Here is a 16,533-nt window from a genome sequence, read left to right as displayed (position 1 = left end):
TGGTCAATCCATGTGAATTGCCCCGGTCACCTGCTACGGACCGGGAGGACCGAGTCTAGGCCAGCCGCCTGCCGCCACCCGGTCGGGGGCTGCCAGATCCGGCCGAGGGGCGCCGCCCCTCCCGCGAGCCCGGCGGGCCGGGTGCCCGCGCGCGGGCCCGGAACGCGTTCTCCGGTGGTCCACGTCACCGCTTTACGTCACGTCAACAGCTCTCCCCCGGCACGCGGTCCCCTGGCGTGACCCGGCCGAGATCGGCCGCACAGCCACTTCACAGGCAGTACACATCGGACGCACACCGGGTCCGCTCAAGCTCGGACCATGGCAGCGCCGGCGAGTACGGGAAAGCGCCGGTCCCACCGGCTGGCGCGGCTCCCGCTGCGCACGAAGCTCATCGCGTCGATGCTGCTCCTGCTCACCGTGGTCTGCCTCGTCATCGGAGTGGTCAGCGAAATCGCGCTGAGCGGGTTCCTGACGAAGCAGACCGACAGCCAGCTCTACGCCGCCGCCGGGCGGGCACGCGAGTTCGCCGCGCGCCTGCCGGGAGGCGGTCCCCCGAGCGGGCGCGGCCCGCTCACCGCGCCGGGACAGGCGGCGGGCACGGTCACCGCGCAGATCGCCGGCGGCGAGGTCGTCGACGGGGGAACGCTTTCCCCGCACGGCCAGCGGCAAGGACTCACCGACGATCAGGAGGACGTGCTGCTGGCCGTCCCGGCCGACGGCAGGGCCTACACCCGCTCGCTGGGCGAACTCGGCGACTACCGGGTAGCCGCGTTCGGCGTCCCCGGCGGGATCGTGGTCACCGGGGTCCCGCTGAAGGCGACGCACGACACACTGATGACCGTCGGCCTGATCCTGTTCGGGGTCGCCGCGGCCGGGCTCGTCGGGACGGGGTTCCTCGGCGCGTTCGCGGTCCGCCGCACGCTGCGCCCGCTCGACCGCGTCGCCGCGACGGCGGCCAGGGTGTCCGAGCTGCGGCTCGACCGCGGGGAGGTGGCGCTGGAGATCCGGGTCCCGGCGGCCGACACCGATCCGCGAACCGAGGTGGGTCAGGTCGGCGCGGCGCTGAACCTGATGCTGGGCAACATCTCCCAGGCGCTGGAGGCACGGCAGGCGAGCGAAACGCGGGTACGCCGGTTCGTCGCGGACGCCAGCCACGAACTGCGGACTCCCCTGGCGGCGATCCGCGGGTACGCCGAGCTCGCCGAACGGGGAAGCGCTCTCGTGCCACCGGACGTGGCCCACTCGATGACCCGGATCCGGTCCGAGGCCGACCGGATGACCTCACTCGTCGAGGATCTCCTGCTGCTGGCCCGGATCGACGCGGGCCGCCCGCTCGATGCCGGCGAGGTCGATCTTACCCGCCTGGTCGCCGACGCCGTCGGCGACGCGCACGTGGCCGGGCCCGGTCACCACTGGCGGCTGCGCCTGCCCGCGCACCCGGTGCCCGTCCTCGGCGACCTCCAGCGCCTGCACCAGGTGCTGGCGAACCTGCTCGCCAACGCCAGGACGCACACGCCGCCGGGCACGACCGTGGTCACCGCGCTGGTGCTCGCGCCGGACGGGAGCGCGGTGGTGACCGTCACCGACGACGGTCCCGGCATCGCCCCGGAGGTGCTGCCCACCGTGTTCGAGCGGTTCGCGCGCGGGGATTCCTCGCGGTCGCGCGCGGCGGGCAGCACCGGGCTCGGGCTGGCGATCGCGGCCGCCGTCGTCGCCGCGCACCACGGCACCATCGAAGTCCACAGTGGACCGGGGCGGACCGAGTTCGCGGTGCGGCTGCCGGTGGCCGTGCCCCGGCCGGGCACCGGCGGCTAGCCGTCTTGTGCCGCAAGGGATTTCCGCTGTCTCGTGGAGCGAGGCGTGATCACTCTCGCCGACGGATTCACGGCGTACGACCGGACCGCCCGAGATACGCCGCGCCGCGCGGGGAAAGGCGATAGCCGACTTCGAGACTGAGCGTCAGGCCGAGTTCCTTGAGCTTGCGGACGTTCCGTTTGAACACCGGGAGGTCGTCCCAGCCGAGTTCCGCGGCCAGCTCGGCCGCGCGGCGTCCCGGGTGCGCGGCGATCGCGGCGAGCGTCGCCGCGGTCCACGGGCCGTGCGGGTTCGCGGCGTCGAACCGGGTCAACCGGGCCCCGATCCCGATGACGTCCTTTTCGGACAGGTCGGCGTTCCCGGCCAGCCGCGTGCGCGGGTCGGGTTCGTCGACGCGGTGGAAGCGGACACGGTAGAGCGGGGTCCCGGGATCGCCCCGCAACTCGGCGATCAGGGCGGCACGATCGGCGTACCCGGCCTGGGCGGCGTCGGCGTCGGTGAGGTCGGCCTCGGTGACGGCCTCGACCGTGTCCACCTCGATCATGCCGGTGCCGGTGCGGTAGCGATGGCCCGCGATCGCCTTGTTCCTGGCCCAGCGGCGCACCATGAGCGTCACCGTGCCCGCCTCGATCCCGGCCCGCAGCCGCTGTTCGAACAACACGGCCCCGATCCTACGGCTCCCCGCCCGTGAAGGAGCCCTTCACAGCGTCGGCCTCGCCCGCGGTCCAGCGCCCCAATGTGGCATTGGGTGCGTTGGACGCACCCAATGTGGCGTTCGGTGCGTGGAATCGGGGCTGGACGCGCAGCGTCTCCGTTGAGGGTGGCGGCGGGGGCAAGAGCGGAGCACCGAACGCCACATTGGGGCGCATGGGGGCCGCCGGGGAGAGGGGCCGCGAATCCGGATATGCAGTGAAGGACTCCTTCACGGCGCTGAGCGCCGGTAAGGGGTCCTTCACGGCGCGTCCGTCCGGTGTGGCGTGGGCGACAACGGCGAGATCGTCAGGAATGCCTCATCACCACCTCAGTCTTTGCACAGGAAAGAAGCGGATCCTTGATCTCGACGGGGGTTCGCTTACGGCGAGGAGGAACGCCATGATCGGGGTACGCCGGGGACAGCACTGGCACACCGCGAGCGCGCGGGGGCCACGCGCGAACAACGCCGACGCCGTGGGCGCCTACGCCGCGAAGGGCGGGCCGGGGCTCGCCTTCGCGCTCGCGGACGGCGTAGGGGACTCCCCCGCGGCGGCGCGCGCGGCCCGCATCGCGGCCGCCACCGCGGCACGGGCGGACAGCACGGCGGGCCCGGTCGCCGCGATCCTCGCGGCGCAGCGCGCGGTGCGCGCGCTCGGCGCGGAGGGGGACGCGGTACTCGTCGTCGCGATGCCCGTCGCCACCGGCTACCGCATCGCCTGGGTGGGCGACGTGCGGGCCTACGCGTGGGACGGCGTCCTGCTCGGCCAGCTCACCACCGATCACACGCTCGCCCAGTACTTCCGTGCCCGGCACCAGCCGGTCACCCCGCGCATGGAGCACATGGTCACCACCAGCGTCCGCACCACGCGGCCGGAGGAGATCGGCACCGCCGAGCTCACCGGGCCCGGTGGCCTGCTGCTCAGCAGCGACGGCGTGCACAAGACCGTCCCGCTGGCGACGATGCAGCACGTCCTGGCCGATCCGGCGGGCGGCGCGCAGGGCCTCGTGGACCGGGCGATGGCACTGGGCGGCTCCGACAACGCGACCGCGCTGTTCGTCGAACCGCTCGCCGACTCCGTCACCAGCCGCCTCGACACCGGTGACGCGGTCACCGCCCGATTTCCCCTCGCCGCGTGAGCCCGGCCGGTGATCAGGTGATCGAGCGGTCCCGTTTGAGCTGCCGGTACTCCTTGAGCACCAGCACGATGATCACCAGATCGAGCGCGGCGAAGAACGGCAGCGCGATCGAATGGGTGTGCACCGCCCGGACGATCTCGTAGACGACGAACGCGGCGAGCACCAGCGCGGCCACCGGGTAGGCCCGCACGATCTTGCGGGCCAGCGCCCACACCAGGACGAGCTTGATCAGGCCGTGGGCGAACAGGTAGGCAACCGCGAAGGTCTTCGTGCCGCCGTTCGCGAAGTCCTCGGCCGCCTGCTGGAAGTGGTGCGACAGCGTGCCCGACGGGTCACCGAGCAGATCGCGCGCCAGGACGGCGTGGGCGAAACCGGTGACGACGGAACCGGGGACGAACGCGAGGATGACCGCGCCCACGACCTGGACCAGACCGTCCAGGCCCTTGAGCGCGATCGCGATCCGGAAGAGCCGTTCGGTGGTGCTCCGCGACGTGCCTTCGGCCATACGGCCCAGCTTGCCCCACCGGCCCCGCGCCCGCACTCCGTCCCGCTCCCCAATCACGCGAGTTCTCCACCCGATCACGTGAGTTCGCCGTCCGATCACGCGAGATCCGCGTCCACACACGCGAAACCGCTTCGCGTACTTCTGGCGTCATTTTCTCGCCGGGACAAGGGAGTGTACGGCTTCCCGCCCCGTGGCTAGAGTCGGAGAATGGACCTCGAAAAGCTGAGACAGCGGTTCGCGGCATTGACCTGCGCGCACCTCACGGACGCGTGCGTCCGCGCGCACGTCCCGGTGCGCTGCGCCCCCTCGTCGGTCCAGGCCGTGGTGGCGGGCGCCCGGCTGATCGGCCGCGCCGCGCCCGCCCGGCACGTCGGGAGCGTGGACGTCTTCCTGGAGGCGTTCATCAATTCCGAGCCCGGCGGTGTGTTGGTGGTCGACAACGGCGGGCGGACCGACGAAAGCTGCGTCGGCGACCTGGTCGTGCTGGAGGCACAGGCGGCGGGGCTGAGCGGAGTGGTGATCTGGGGCCTGCACCGGGACACCGCCGACGTCCGGGCGATCGGGTTGCCGTTGTTCAGCATGGGCTCGATCCCGACCGGGCCGCTGAGCCTGCAGGACCGCCCGGCTAACGCGTTGGAGTCCGCGATCGTCGGCGAATGGACGGTGACCCGCGACGATCTGGTGCTCGGTGACGAGGACGGCGTCCTGTTCCTCCCCGCCGACCGCGCGGACGAGCTGTTCTCGCTGGCGGAGACGATCCGCGACACCGAACGCCGTCAGGCCGAGCGCATCCGCGCCGGCGACACCCTGCGCAAGCAGCTCCACTTCGACGCCTTCCTCGCCGCGCGCCGGAAGAAGCCCGCCCACACCTTCCGCGAGCACCTGCGCTCCGTCGGCGGCGCCATCGAGGAGTAGCGGTCCGTGGGGGCCTCCTTGAGGGACTCCAGGTCCCTCAAGGAGGCCCCCACGGACCGTGTCAGCGCGCGTCCAGCAGGGCCGGGGGCGCGGCCTGGGCGGAGGTGCCCCACGAGGTGGGCCTGTCGCTCAGGGTGAAGCGGATCTTCCCGGCGTCGAGCAGATCCTCGTGGCTCAGCCAGGTCTTGCCGTACGCGCGGTGCCGAACGTCCACAGAGGACACGTACTGGAGCTTGGCCGCGCTCGCGCCCGGCGCCTCGATCTTCAGCTTCCGGCCGCCGTCCGGCCGGATCTCGACCTTCTCGAACATCGGCGCGCTCAGCAGGTACGTGCCCGATCCGGGCTGCGCCTCGAACACGCCAGCCATCGCGAAGACCAGCCACGAGGAGATCGTGCCGAGGTCGTCGTTGCCGGGCATGCCGTACGGCGTGTCGGTGAACAGCGTCCGCGCCGCGCGCATCACGGCCGAGGTCTTCCACGGCGCGCCGGTCCACGCGTACATCCACGGCGCGTGCAGGTCCGGCTCGTTGTTGGGGTTGAACGCGAAGTTGTTGTGGTAGTCGTACGCGCCGTGGACCCACGAGTCCTTCGCGGCCTTCGCCGGGTTCTGGAGCAGGAGCGGCATGTCGAAGAACGTGTCGAGCCGCTTCTCCGCCTGCGCCGCACCGCCCATCAGGCCGAACAGCTTCGCGGTGTCCTGCTGGGCCAGCCACTGGTACTGCCACGGCGTGCCCTCGTGGAAACCGGTCGACTTGGCCGGGTCGGGGTCGCCGACGCCGGTGCCGTCGGCCGCCTTCGTGCGCGGGAACCCGGTGTAGCCCTTGGACTGCACGCCGGTGTCCCACAGTTTCGTGAAGTTGTCACAGCGCGCGGCGAGGGTCTTCGCCTTGTCCCTCTCGCCGAGCCCGGTGGCCATTGTGGACAGTGCGCAGTCGGCCAGCGCGTACTCCAGGGTGGCCGAGCCCGCCTGACGCGTGTCACCGAACTTGTAGCCGGGGACGTCCTGGTAGCCGATCCAGCCGTTCTTGACGTAGGTCGGGTTGCCGTCACGGCCGCGGAAGGAGGACTGGTCCTTCGGGACCTCGTTGACGTTCTTCCACAGCGCGTCGAACAGCTGCCGCGCGGTCCTGTCGTCGAGCAGGCCACGCCGGTAGTTGTCGACCACCCACGGGGTGACCGGGTCGCCGCTCATCACGTTCGTTTCGCCCTGGCCGAGCGCCCAGCGCGGCACCCAGCCGCCGTCCTGGTAGATCTTGAGCACGGACTTCGTCATGTCCGCGGCCTTCTCCGGGTGCAGCAGCGCGACGAGCTGGTTCTGCGAGCGGTAGGTGTCCCACAGCGAGAACATCTGGTAGTACGGCGAATCGCTCTGGTGGATCCGGTCGTCGAAGCCGCGGTACCGGTTGTCCACATCGGACCCGACGGAGGGGTGCAGCAGCGAGCGGTAGAGCGCGCTGTAGTACGTCCGCTGGTCGGCGGTGGTGCCACCGGCGACGCGCATCCGGTTCAGTTCCTCGCGCCAGGTCTTGTTCGCGGCCTTGCGGGCCTTGTCGAACGACTTCGGCTGCTCGGCGACGCGGTTGCCGCGCGCCCCGTCGATCGAGGTGTACGAGATCCCGACCGAGGCGCCGACCTGCTTACCCGCCTTCGGATCAAAACTCAGCCACGCGCCGGTGCGGCCCGCGCCGAACTTCGCGTCACGCTGGTTGGGCGTCAGCTTCCCGTCGACCCAGGTGCCGAACGAGGCGAACTTCCGGTCGAACTTGGCGCTGAAGAAGATCTTGTAGCGTTCCTTCTGGGTTTCCCAGCAGAAGTTGCCGCCCTGGAGCCAGCCCTCCACGGTGTCGTCGCCGACCACGTGCACGTCGCCGGCGTAGCTGTAGCCATTGCTCTCGGTGGCCTCGATGAGCACGTTGTCCGCGGCGGCACCGGCCGGGAAGGTGTAGCGGTGCTGGCCGGTGCGTTCGGTGGTGCTCAGCTCGGCGTCGATGCCGTTGTCCAGTTTCACACCGTAATAGCCGGGTTCCCGTGATTCGTTGGCGTGGCTGAACTTCGCGCCGTACTGCGCGGGATCGGACGAGGTCACCGCACCCGTGGTCGGCATGAACCGGAAGTTGCCCATGGTCTGGCAGCCGACGCCGGAGAGGTGGGTGTGACTGAACCCGAGGATCCTGTCCTGCGCGTAGTCGTAGGACGCGTACTTCTTGAGCTGGGTGTCCGGGGACAGCTGCACCATCCCGAACGGCGACGCGGCGCCCGGGAACGTCGTCCCGTCCCCGTTGTTGCCGATCGACGTGTCGACCAGCTTCGTCGGGTCGTCCGCGAACTTCGGACCACTCCCGGCCGACGCGGACGGGGCGGCCACGGTGGCGGCCCCGAGCACACCGGCGAGCAGGGCGGCGAAGACCCGATATCGCGCTCTCATCGCGAGGATTCCTCTCTGACAACGTTGTCATGACGCGTATCCATCGATCCTCACCGATACGTCCGGTTCCGTCAATCCCGCCGTTGGTCGTGACGGATGCACTACAAAGAGTCCATGGAGCTGCCCCGGCCACCCGCGCGCCACTGGGAAACCTGCGATCAGGCGGACGAACGAGGTGAACCGTGTATCGGCGTCCAGGCCGGCGGGACCGGCCGCTGCCTGGCGCACCTGCGCTCCCGGCAGCGCAGGGAAGTACTGGCGGCGCTGCGGCCGGGGTCCCGCCTCTCCCTCATGGGCACGATCCTCCTGCCCGAACTGTGGGACGACATCCGCGACGCGACGAACGCCGTGTTCGGCGAAGCCGACTTCACCGAGGCGACCTTCTTCGGCCCGGTCTCGTTCGCGGACACGAAATTCGAGTACTGGGCCAGATTCACCAACGCGGTGTTCGCGCACGGCCCCGCCTTCGATCGCGCCACGTTCTCCCACAACGTGTCCTTCGAGGGCGCGACCTTCGAACTGACCTCGTCGTTCGTGGCCGCGGTCTTCCACGAAGCGGCCTTCTTCCCGCACACCCGCTTCAAGCAGAACGTGACCTTCGACTTCACCGAATTCCACGGTCTCACCGATTTCGGCCATGCCGACTTCCAGGGCGGCTTTTCCGCCAGATCCGCCGTGTTCCACAGCCCGGCTCGGTTCACCGGCTCCTCGTCTTCGGACACCGCGGTGTTCGACCACGCGGAGTTCGAGGCCGAGGACTACTCGTTCGACCACTTCACGACCGGGCACCTCAGCCTCGGCAAAGCCACCTTCCGCAAGCCGGTCGTGCTCGATTTCTCGGCCGGCGAGTTGTCCTGCGTGGCCACCCGATTCGAGGACGCGGCCACGATACGGCTGCGGGGTTCGGCCGTGGTCATGGACCGCGCCGTGTTCACCGCCCCCTCGGCGATCACCGCCGTCCCGGCCGGACCCGGCGAAGACCGGCCCGAGCTGATCTCGCTACGCGGCGTCGATGTCACGAATCTGACGCTCACCGACCTCGACCTTCGTTCCTGCCGGTTCGGCGGCGCGCTCCATCTGGACAAGCTGCGCCTGGAAGGCGACTACGTCTTCGGCCGCCCACCGGCCGGGTTCCGCACCGGCTGGGCATGGCCGCCCGTATGGCGCTGGACGCGCCGCCAGGTCATCACCGAGGAAGGCGCCTGGCGGGCCACCACCGCGAAGGGCACGGGGTGGGCCACCGGCGAGGACGTCCTGAAGCCCCGGCGGATCGCGAGCCTGTACCGCCAGCTCCGCAAGGCACAGGAGGACAACAAGTACGAGCCGGGCGCGGCCGGTTTCTACTACGGCGAAATGGAAATGCGCCGCAACGACCGCGACAACTCCCTGGCCGAACGCGTCATACTGACCCTCTACTGGGCCGCGTCCGGATACGGGCTCCGGGCGAGCCGGGCGTTCGCCTGCCTGACCGTTCTTCTCCTGCTGGCCGGTTTCTTCTTCCAGCACTTCGGAATCACCGGCGTCTCACTGTCCTATGGGGACGGTCTGCTGGACGTAGTCGGCTCCGCGATGGGACTGGACGTCGTCAAGCCCGAGACACTCACCCGGTGCGGCCATGTCCTCCGGATGATCGTGCGGATCGGCTCACCGCTCTTCCTCGGCCTCGCGGCGCTGGCCGTGCGCAACCGCGTCAAGCGCTGAGGTGCGTGAGGCGGCCCGCGAGCAGCGTCGCGGTGATCGGCATCGCCCGCAGGTCCGCCGGGGACAGGTGCGACGGATCGGCCGCGGTGACCATCAGGTCCGCGACCTCGCCCACCGCGATTCCCCGGCGGCCGCCGGACGCGGCGGCGAGCGCGTCGGCCAGCGGGATGGCCTGCTCCGGGTGCCAGGCGGGGCGGTCGTCGTCGGTGCGCCCGACGGCGGCGGCGACACCGTCCCACGGGTCGAGCGGCGCGACCGGCGCGTCCGAGCCGATTTCCAGGCGCGCGCCCGATTCCAGCAGCGCGCGGTACGGGAAGGCCCGGTCGGTGCGCCCCGGCCAGTGGCGGTCGGCGACGTCACGGTCGTCGGGCTGGTGCGCGGGCTGCACACTCGCCACGACGCCGAGCCGCGCGAACCGCGTGACGTCACGTGGGCTGAGCAGTTGCGCGTGCTCGATGCGCCCGGCACAGCCGAGTTCGGTGAAGGCGTCGAGCGCGATCGTGTTCGCCCGGTCCCCGATCGCGTGCACCGCGGGCGCGAGGCCGTGCCCGGCCGCCCGGCGCATCAGCGGCACCAGCTGCTCGGGCGGAAGTTCCAGCTGCCCAAGGGAATCCCCGCCCGGGTAGGGGTCGTGGCAGTAGGCCGTGCGGGTGTTGAGCGAGCCGTCGACGAACAGCTTGAACGGCCCCACCCTGAGCAGCCCGTCCGAGCCGGGCAGGACATCACCGGTGCGGTGGCCGCGTTCGATGGCGGTTTCGAGCAGATACCGCGCGATGACGCAGCCGACGCGCGCGTTCAGCGGGCCGTCCGCGAGCCGTCTGGTCCAGTCCGTGACGGTGTCCGCGTATTCGTAGTCGACGATGCCCGTGACACCCCGCGCGGCGGCCGCGGTGACGGCTTCGGCGACCCAGGTGTCATGGACCTCGACCGGTGCGGACGGCAGTTCGGCGGTCGCGCGCATGCAGTCGTTCTCCAGCAGGACCCCGGTCGGATGGTCACGTCCGATCAGCCGCAACGCCGCGGGACTGAGCCACAGCGTGTGCAGGTCCGCGCTGAACAACGCGACCGGACGACCCGGCAACGCCCGCTGCAGCAGGTCCTTGTGCGGCGCGTCCGGCCAGAGCCCGTCCCGGAATCCCGCGCCCACCACGAGTTCCCCGGGTAACCCTTCGCCGGCGAGCAGGTGCGCGAGCAGCAGTTCCACCGCCTCCGCCGCGGATTTCGCCGCGCCGAGCGGGATCCGGCGCCGGAACGCCGCCCACTGCCCGACGTGCGCGTGGGCGTCCACCAGCCCCGGCAGCAGCGTCCCGCCGTGCCCGTCGACGACCCGCTTGGCCGTTCCCTCGCCGGGGCCGGTGATCGCGGCGATCCGGCCGTCCGAGATCAGCACGTCCGCCGGTTCACCGCCGAGCCCCGGCCGCACCCGCCGCAGCAGAAGATCGTCCATGCCCTCAGCCTGCCAGTCCGATCGGGTGAACACGAGCGGCTACCCGCTGGGCACGGAATTTTCCGGGTACCCCAGACCTTGAAGCAGAGGTACCGCATCGGCAGCCGTCGCCCGCCGAAGGGTCAGGGCCGGTCATGAGCGCCGCCTTCACAAGCCGCGCAGGGTTCGACTCCCTCGGTTGCCGCTCGAGTTGTGTTCGGAAGCCTGACGGCTTCCTCCCGGTGTTCCGTTTCCCGGTGGGGGCCGAGCCCCCACACCCCCACGGTGCGGTCGGCGGCGGAACCAGCGTGGGGACGTTTCTTGGTTCCCAGTGCGCGATCGCGGGACGGCGGCTTGCCTCCCGCAACCGGCGTCTTCAGCGGGGCAGGAAGCGGGTGGGGTCGGCGAGGACCTGGTGCACGACCAGTCCGGCGGCGCCCAGGGTGGCGGCCTGGCCGCCGAGCTGCGACGCGGTCAGGGTGGGCGGTGTGGAGCGCAGCTTGACCAGGCGGTCGGCGAGCACGCGTTCGATCGGCGGGGCCAGCCAGCCGAACAACGGGGCGTAGATCCCGCCGAGCACCACGCGGTCGAGGTCCAGCAGGTTGACCGTCGAGGTCAGCGCGATACCGAGCGCGCGGGCCGCCTCGCCACACGCCTTCACCGCCAGCTCGTCGTCGTTCTCCAGCCGTGCCAGCAGCTCCGCGACCGTCGCGACGTCACCCGCCGCGGTGAGGATCGCTTCCTGCCCGGCGGCCGTCTCCAGGCAGCCCGCGCCCCCGCACCGGCACCTCGGCCCGTCCGGCGAGACGACGACGTGCCCCAGCTCCCCGGCGAGGCCGCGCGTCCCGTGGAACAGCTCACCGCCGACGACCAGCCCGGCACCGATACCGATTTCCCCTGACACGTAGAGAAAATCCTGTCCCCCGGCACCGAACCACAGCTCGCCGAGCGCGGCGAGGCTCGCCTCGTTGCCGAGCGTGGTCTCCACCGGGAGCCCCAGCAGGTCGACCGCGCCGACGTCGCGCCAGCCGAGGTTCGGCGCGGTGAGCAGCACGCCGTCGGCGACCGGCCCGGACACCGCCAGGCCCGCCCCCGCGACGTCGAGACCGAGGCGACGCGCCTCGGCCATCGCCTCGACCGCCAACGTCCGCAACTGGGCGAGGACCCGCTTCGCGGGCTTGCCCCGGTTGTCCTGCCCACGGCGTCTGGTGAACCGGACGCGCTGCGCGAGATCGAGCAGGCACACGGCGAGATAGTCGACGTTGACCTCACACCCCAGCGCCGCGACCCGGTCCCCGCTCAGTACGACCTCGACGCCGGGACGCCCGCGCTCGCCGGCGCGCGCGGGGCCGGACTCGGCCAGCATCCCGGCCTCGATCAGGTCGCCGGCCAGTTTGGACACCGTGGACTTGGTCAGCCCGGTGCGCTCCGCGAGCGCGGCGCGGGTCTGCGGGCCGCCCCGCCGGACGGCGTCGAGCACCACGCCGAGGTTGCGGGCACGCATCGAATCGTGACGGACGGGCAACGTCATGACGGCTTTCCTCCCGTCCGCACTCTAGCCGCCCTTGACGGGCGAAGGCCGCCGCAGCATATTTAGTCTACAACGCGAACTAAATGGAGGAACCGGTATGAGCGCGTTCGTCCCGGTGCCGGGCGACAGGTTCTCCTTCGGCCTGTGGACCGTCGGCTGGCAGGCGAGCGACCCGTTCGGCAGCGCCACGCGCGCACCCCTCGATCCGGTCGAGAGCGTGCACCGGCTCGCCGAACTCGGCGCGTACGGCGTGACCTTCCACGACGACGACCTCCTCGCCACCGAACAGGACCGGGACAAGGCGGTGGCGCGCTTCCGGACCGCGCTGGCCGAGACCGGGCTCAAGGTGCCGATGGCGACGACGAACCTGTTCACCCACCCGGTGTTCAAGGACGGCGGGTTCACCAGCAACGACCGCGGCGTGCGCCGGTTCGCGCTGCGGAAGGTGCGGCGCAACCTCGACCTCGCCGCCGAACTCGGCGCGAAGATCTATGTGCTGTGGGGCGGCCGGGAAGGCTCGGAGTCCGACGCGGCCAAGGACGTCCGCGCCGCGTTGGAGCGCTACAAGGAAGCGCTGGACATCCTCGCGGACTATGTCGTGTCACGGGGCTACGACATCCGGTTCGCCTTGGAACCCAAGCCGAACGAGCCGCGCGGGGACATCCTGCTGCCGACGATCGGGCACGCGCTGGCGTTCCTCTCGCGACTGGCCCGGCCGGAACGGTTCGGGGTGAACCCGGAGGTCGGGCACGAGCAGATGGCCGGGCTGAATCCCGTGCACGGCGTCGCGCAGGCGCTGTGGCACGGAAAACTGTTCCACATCGACCTCAACGGACAGCGGGGCCCGAAGTTCGATCAGGACCTCATCTTCGGTCACGGCGACCTGGCGAACGCGTTCTTCCTGGTGGACCTGCTGGAGCACGGCGGTTACGAGGGCCCGCGCCACTTCGACTACAAACCGGCGCGGACCGAGGACGCCGCCGACGTCTGGGCGTCGGCGGCGGCGAACATGCGGATGTACCTGATTCTCAAGGCGAAGTCCCAGGCGTTCCGCGAGGACCGCGAGGTCGCCGAACTCCTGGAGGCCGCCCGGGTCCCGGCCCTCGGCGTGCCGACCCTCGACCCGGACGAGAGCCTCGACGACCTCGACTCGGATTCCTTCGACGCGGAAGCCGCCGGAGAACGCGGGTATCACTTCACCCGGTTGAACCAGCTGGCGCTGGAACATCTGCTCGGGGTCCGCTGACCCCCTGAGACGTCGAAGCAGGAGCGGGCGGCTTCCTTGGCCCGCAATGGAAGTTGGCCCGCACCGGGACCTCTGCTCGTGCCCGGGGACCTGTCCCTGCACCGGAAGCGCCGCCCACTTCGGGGCCATTGTCCACTATGGACCTCCGGTGCTCGGATGCCCCATCGAACAGGCATCCCCCACCCTCTCCGGGGGACGGCCCCAGGCCAGTCTATCGCGTGGGTACGACGAAAAGTGGGGTCCGGGCGACGGAGCGGGCGAGTTGTCCACAACGGCGGCCGAGAGCGGCCACGCTGTGGACAATCGCGTGAAAGTCGTTGACCGGCAAGGGATTGTGAGGCGTCGCGAACGGGACGAGCACGCCGTCCGCAACCAGAGCGCCCCAGCAAGCGCAGCGGTCCGTGGGGGTCGCCTTGAGGGACCTAGAGTCCCTCAAGGCGACCCCCACGGACCGAGGGAGTGACAGGAAACTCTCAGCGGGCGAAGGTGAGACTGCCCAGCGCGGCGACCAGCGGGGCCAGCTCCGGCAGCTCCCCCGCCTCACCGAGCGACTCGGCGAGCGCGGCGTCGTGGGTGGGACGCGCCGCGGCGAGCAGCGCGCGGCCGGCCGGGGTGACCTCGGTGTAGATGCCGCGCCGGTCGTCCGGGCAGAGGTAGCGCTGGAGCAGGCCGCGGTCCTCCAGCCTGCCGACGAGCCGGGTCGTCGCGGACTGGCTCAGCACCACCGCGGTCGCCAGCTGGTTCATCCGCAGGTGGTAGCCGTCCTGGCGGCCCAGTGAATCGAGCACGGTGTACTCACTCACCGAGAGCTCGTGCTCCCGCTCCAGCGCGCGCTGGAGCTTGTCCTCGATCCGCGCGTGCAACGCGGCGAGCGTGCGCCAGCCCTGCGCACGAGCTTCCTTGGCGTCGTCGGCCAGTGACACGTTTCACCTCTCTCAGGCTCGCCTCCGGCTTGCGGAGACATCCTTGCACGAGGCACTATCGACTCCGTGCAATAACCGGCGTGTGCAACTATCTCAGACGCTCGTAGTTGCTCACGCTGGCCACCACTCTACTCCTGGAAGAAGGAAGTCCATGCCCGCCGCTCTGCTCGCACTGGCGATCAGCGCCTTCGGTATCGGCACCACCGAGTTCGTGATCATGGGTCTGCTGCCCGAGGTCGCGGGCGAGTTCGGCGTCACGATCCCGACCGCAGGCCTGCTCATCTCGGGGTACGCGCTCGGTGTCGTCGTCGGCGCGCCCATCCTGACCGCGCTCGCCGCGCGGGTCCCACGCAAGACCGTCCTGATCGCCCTGATGGGGCTGTTCATCGCGGGCAACCTGCTTTCGGCGCTCGCGCCGACCTACGGGCTGCTGATGACCGGCCGCATCGTCGCCGCGCTTTCGCACGGCGCGTTCTTCGGCGTCGGCTCGGTCGTCGCCGCCTCGCTCGTCGCGCCCGCCAAACAGGCCAGCGCGATCGCGATGATGTTCGCCGGGCTCACCATCGCCAACGTGCTCGGTGTGCCCGCCGGCACCGCGCTCGGCCAGGCCTTCGGCTGGCGGTCGACGTTCTGGGTGGTCAGCGCGCTCGGGATCGTCGGCGCGCTCGGGGTCATCGCGCTCGTCCCGCACCAGGAGCCCGAGGCGGACGCCGGGCTGCGCCGCGAACTCGCCGCGTTCCGCGATCCGCAGGTCTGGCTGGCGCTGCTGATGACCGTCCTCGGCTTCGCCGGGGTGTTCGCCTCGTTCACCTACATCACGCCGATGATGACCGACGTCGCGGGCTTCTCGCCGGGCGCCGTCACCTGGCTGCTCGTGCTGTTCGGCGGCGGTCTGTTCGTCGGCAACCTGCTCGGCGGGAGGGCCGCGGACCGCAGGCTCATGCCGAGCCTCTACGTCATCCTCGCCCTGCTCGCCGTCGTGCTGGGGGTGTTCGTGTTCACCGCGCACGCCCAGCTCCCCGCCGCGATCACGATCGCGGTGTTCGGCGCCGCCGGATTCGCGACCGTCCCGCCGTTGCAGGCGCGCGTGATGTCGAAGGCCAAGGGCGCTCCCGCGCTCGCCTCGGCCGCGAACATCGCGGCGTTCAACCTCGGCAACGCCATCGGCGCGTGGCTGAGCGGCCTGGCCATCGAAGGTGGCCTCGGCTACACCGCGGGCAACTGGATCGGCGCGGCGCTCGCCGCCTCCGGCCTCGTCGTCGCGATCATCTCCGGGCTGCTGGACCGCAGGCGCTCGGTTACGGTCGGGACACCGGACGCGGTCCTCGCCCGCTGAACCCCCTAACCGGCAAGAAAATCCCAGCAAACGAAAGAAGAGACCGTTGACCAGCGTGCCCACCGTCAAGCTCAACAACGACGTGGAGATGCCGCAGCTCGGCTTCGGCGTGTTCCAGGTACCGGACGCGGAAACCACCGCGGCGGTCAAGGCCGCGCTCGAAGCCGGATACCGCAGCATCGACACCGCGGCCATCTACGGCAACGAGGCCGGCGTCGGCAAAGCCATCACCGAATCGGGTATTCCTCGCGACGAGTTGTTCGTCACCACCAAGCTGTGGAACGCCGACCAGGGTTACGACTCGACGCTCAAGGCGTTCGACGAGAGCCTGGCGAAGCTCGGCCTCGACCGGCTCGACCTGTACCTGATCCACTGGCCCGCGCCCGAACTCGACCGCTACGTCGACACCTGGAAGGCGTTCGAGAAGCTTTACGCCGACGGCAGGGTCCGCGCCATCGGCGTGTCGAACTTCCAGCCCGAGCACCTCGAACGGCTCTTCGACGCCGGCAGCGTGGTGCCCGCGGTGAACCAGGTCGAGGTGCACCCCTACCTGCAGCAGCAGCGGGTGCGCGAGTTCGACGCCGCGCACGGCATCGCCACCGAGGCGTGGAGCCCGCTCGCCAAGGGCGGCGACCTGCTCGGCGAACCCGCGGTGGCGGCGCTGGCCCGGAAGTACGGCCGCAGCCCGGCACAGATCGTGCTGCGCTGGCACCTTCAGCGCGACACGATCGTGATCCCGAAGTCCGTGACGCCCTCGCGGATCGCCGAGAACCTCGACGTCTTCGGCTTCACGCTGACCGACGAGGACGCGGCCTCACTGTCCACTTTGGAGCGTGGGCTGCGGACGGGACCGGATCCGGACACCTTCAACGCGGCCTGA

Annotated in this window: 13 protein-coding genes; 7 read left to right on the top strand and 6 right to left on the bottom strand. The window is 70.7% G+C overall.

Annotation, left to right across the window (positions count from 1 at the left end; translation table 11 throughout):
- Window positions 1–318: 318 nt before the first annotated feature.
- Window positions 319–1,815 (top strand): sensor histidine kinase, encoded by a 1,497-nt coding sequence (locus ABD987_RS36360; RefSeq protein ID WP_345405078.1) that lies wholly within the window; start codon window positions 319–321, stop codon window positions 1,813–1,815.
- 67 nt (window positions 1,816–1,882) lie between these two features.
- Here the strand turns inward: ABD987_RS36360 and ABD987_RS36355 are convergent, their stop codons facing one another.
- Entirely contained in the window at window positions 1,883–2,476 is a 594-nt protein-coding gene (locus ABD987_RS36355) for an ASCH domain-containing protein (protein ID WP_345405075.1), read from the bottom strand.
- Window positions 2,477–2,907: 431 nt separating this feature from the next.
- Here ABD987_RS36355 and ABD987_RS36350 point away from each other — a divergent pair, with 431 nt between their 5' ends.
- Entirely contained in the window at window positions 2,908–3,645 is a 738-nt protein-coding gene (locus ABD987_RS36350) for a PP2C family protein-serine/threonine phosphatase (protein ID WP_345405072.1), read from the top strand.
- A gap of 13 nt (window positions 3,646–3,658) precedes the next feature.
- Here ABD987_RS36350 and ABD987_RS36345 read toward each other — a convergent pair whose 3' ends face one another.
- Window positions 3,659–4,150, bottom strand: coding sequence for a DUF2127 domain-containing protein (locus ABD987_RS36345; RefSeq protein WP_345405205.1), 492 nt, complete (start codon window positions 4,148–4,150; stop codon window positions 3,659–3,661).
- A gap of 207 nt (window positions 4,151–4,357) precedes the next feature.
- Between ABD987_RS36345 and ABD987_RS36340 the strand changes: the two genes are divergently transcribed.
- Entirely contained in the window at window positions 4,358–5,065 is a 708-nt protein-coding gene (locus ABD987_RS36340; RefSeq protein WP_345405069.1) for an RraA family protein, read from the top strand.
- A gap of 61 nt (window positions 5,066–5,126) precedes the next feature.
- Here ABD987_RS36340 and ABD987_RS36335 read toward each other — a convergent pair whose 3' ends face one another.
- Window positions 5,127–7,490: a GH92 family glycosyl hydrolase gene (locus ABD987_RS36335; protein WP_345405066.1), complete on the bottom strand. Its 2,364-nt coding sequence runs from the start codon at window positions 7,488–7,490 to the stop codon at window positions 5,127–5,129.
- A gap of 114 nt (window positions 7,491–7,604) precedes the next feature.
- Here ABD987_RS36335 and ABD987_RS36330 point away from each other — a divergent pair, with 114 nt between their 5' ends.
- Complete coding sequence (locus ABD987_RS36330; RefSeq protein ID WP_345405063.1) at window positions 7,605–9,191, top strand: pentapeptide repeat-containing protein; 1,587 nt, start codon at window positions 7,605–7,607, stop codon at window positions 9,189–9,191.
- On the opposite strand, the gene ABD987_RS36325 is transcribed toward ABD987_RS36330, so the two are convergent.
- The gene (locus ABD987_RS36325) at window positions 9,181–10,638 is read right to left on the bottom strand and encodes an amidohydrolase (RefSeq protein ID WP_345405060.1); all 1,458 of its coding nucleotides are present in this window, start codon (window positions 10,636–10,638) and stop codon (window positions 9,181–9,183) included. The two genes, ABD987_RS36330 and ABD987_RS36325, sit on opposite strands and share 11 nt — an antisense overlap.
- A gap of 355 nt (window positions 10,639–10,993) precedes the next feature.
- On the bottom strand, window positions 10,994–12,148 hold the full coding sequence (locus ABD987_RS36320; protein WP_345405058.1) for an ROK family transcriptional regulator: 1,155 nt from the start codon (window positions 12,146–12,148) through the stop codon (window positions 10,994–10,996).
- Between the two features lie 97 nt (window positions 12,149–12,245).
- On the opposite strand from ABD987_RS36320, the gene xylA reads away from it, so the two are divergent.
- Entirely contained in the window at window positions 12,246–13,394 is a 1,149-nt protein-coding gene (gene xylA / locus ABD987_RS36315; RefSeq protein ID WP_345405055.1) for a xylose isomerase, read from the top strand.
- Window positions 13,395–13,867: 473 nt separating this feature from the next.
- Here the strand turns inward: xylA and ABD987_RS36310 are convergent, their stop codons facing one another.
- A complete protein-coding gene (locus ABD987_RS36310) occupies window positions 13,868–14,317 on the bottom strand; it encodes a MarR family winged helix-turn-helix transcriptional regulator (protein ID WP_345405052.1) in 450 nt (149 codons plus the stop codon).
- 151 nt (window positions 14,318–14,468) lie between these two features.
- Here ABD987_RS36310 and ABD987_RS36305 point away from each other — a divergent pair, with 151 nt between their 5' ends.
- The gene (locus tag ABD987_RS36305) at window positions 14,469–15,653 is read left to right on the top strand and encodes an MFS transporter (RefSeq protein WP_345405049.1); all 1,185 of its coding nucleotides are present in this window, start codon (window positions 14,469–14,471) and stop codon (window positions 15,651–15,653) included.
- Between the two features lie 46 nt (window positions 15,654–15,699).
- Window positions 15,700–16,533, top strand: a complete 834-nt coding sequence (locus tag ABD987_RS36300) for an aldo/keto reductase (RefSeq protein ID WP_345405046.1) — start codon at window positions 15,700–15,702, stop codon at window positions 16,531–16,533.

The organism is Amycolatopsis samaneae (assembly GCF_039541975.1).
In the GTDB taxonomy this organism is placed as follows: Bacteria; Actinomycetota; Actinomycetes; order Mycobacteriales; family Pseudonocardiaceae; genus Amycolatopsis; species Amycolatopsis samaneae.
This window is presented reverse-complemented; position numbering and strand designations above follow the sequence as displayed.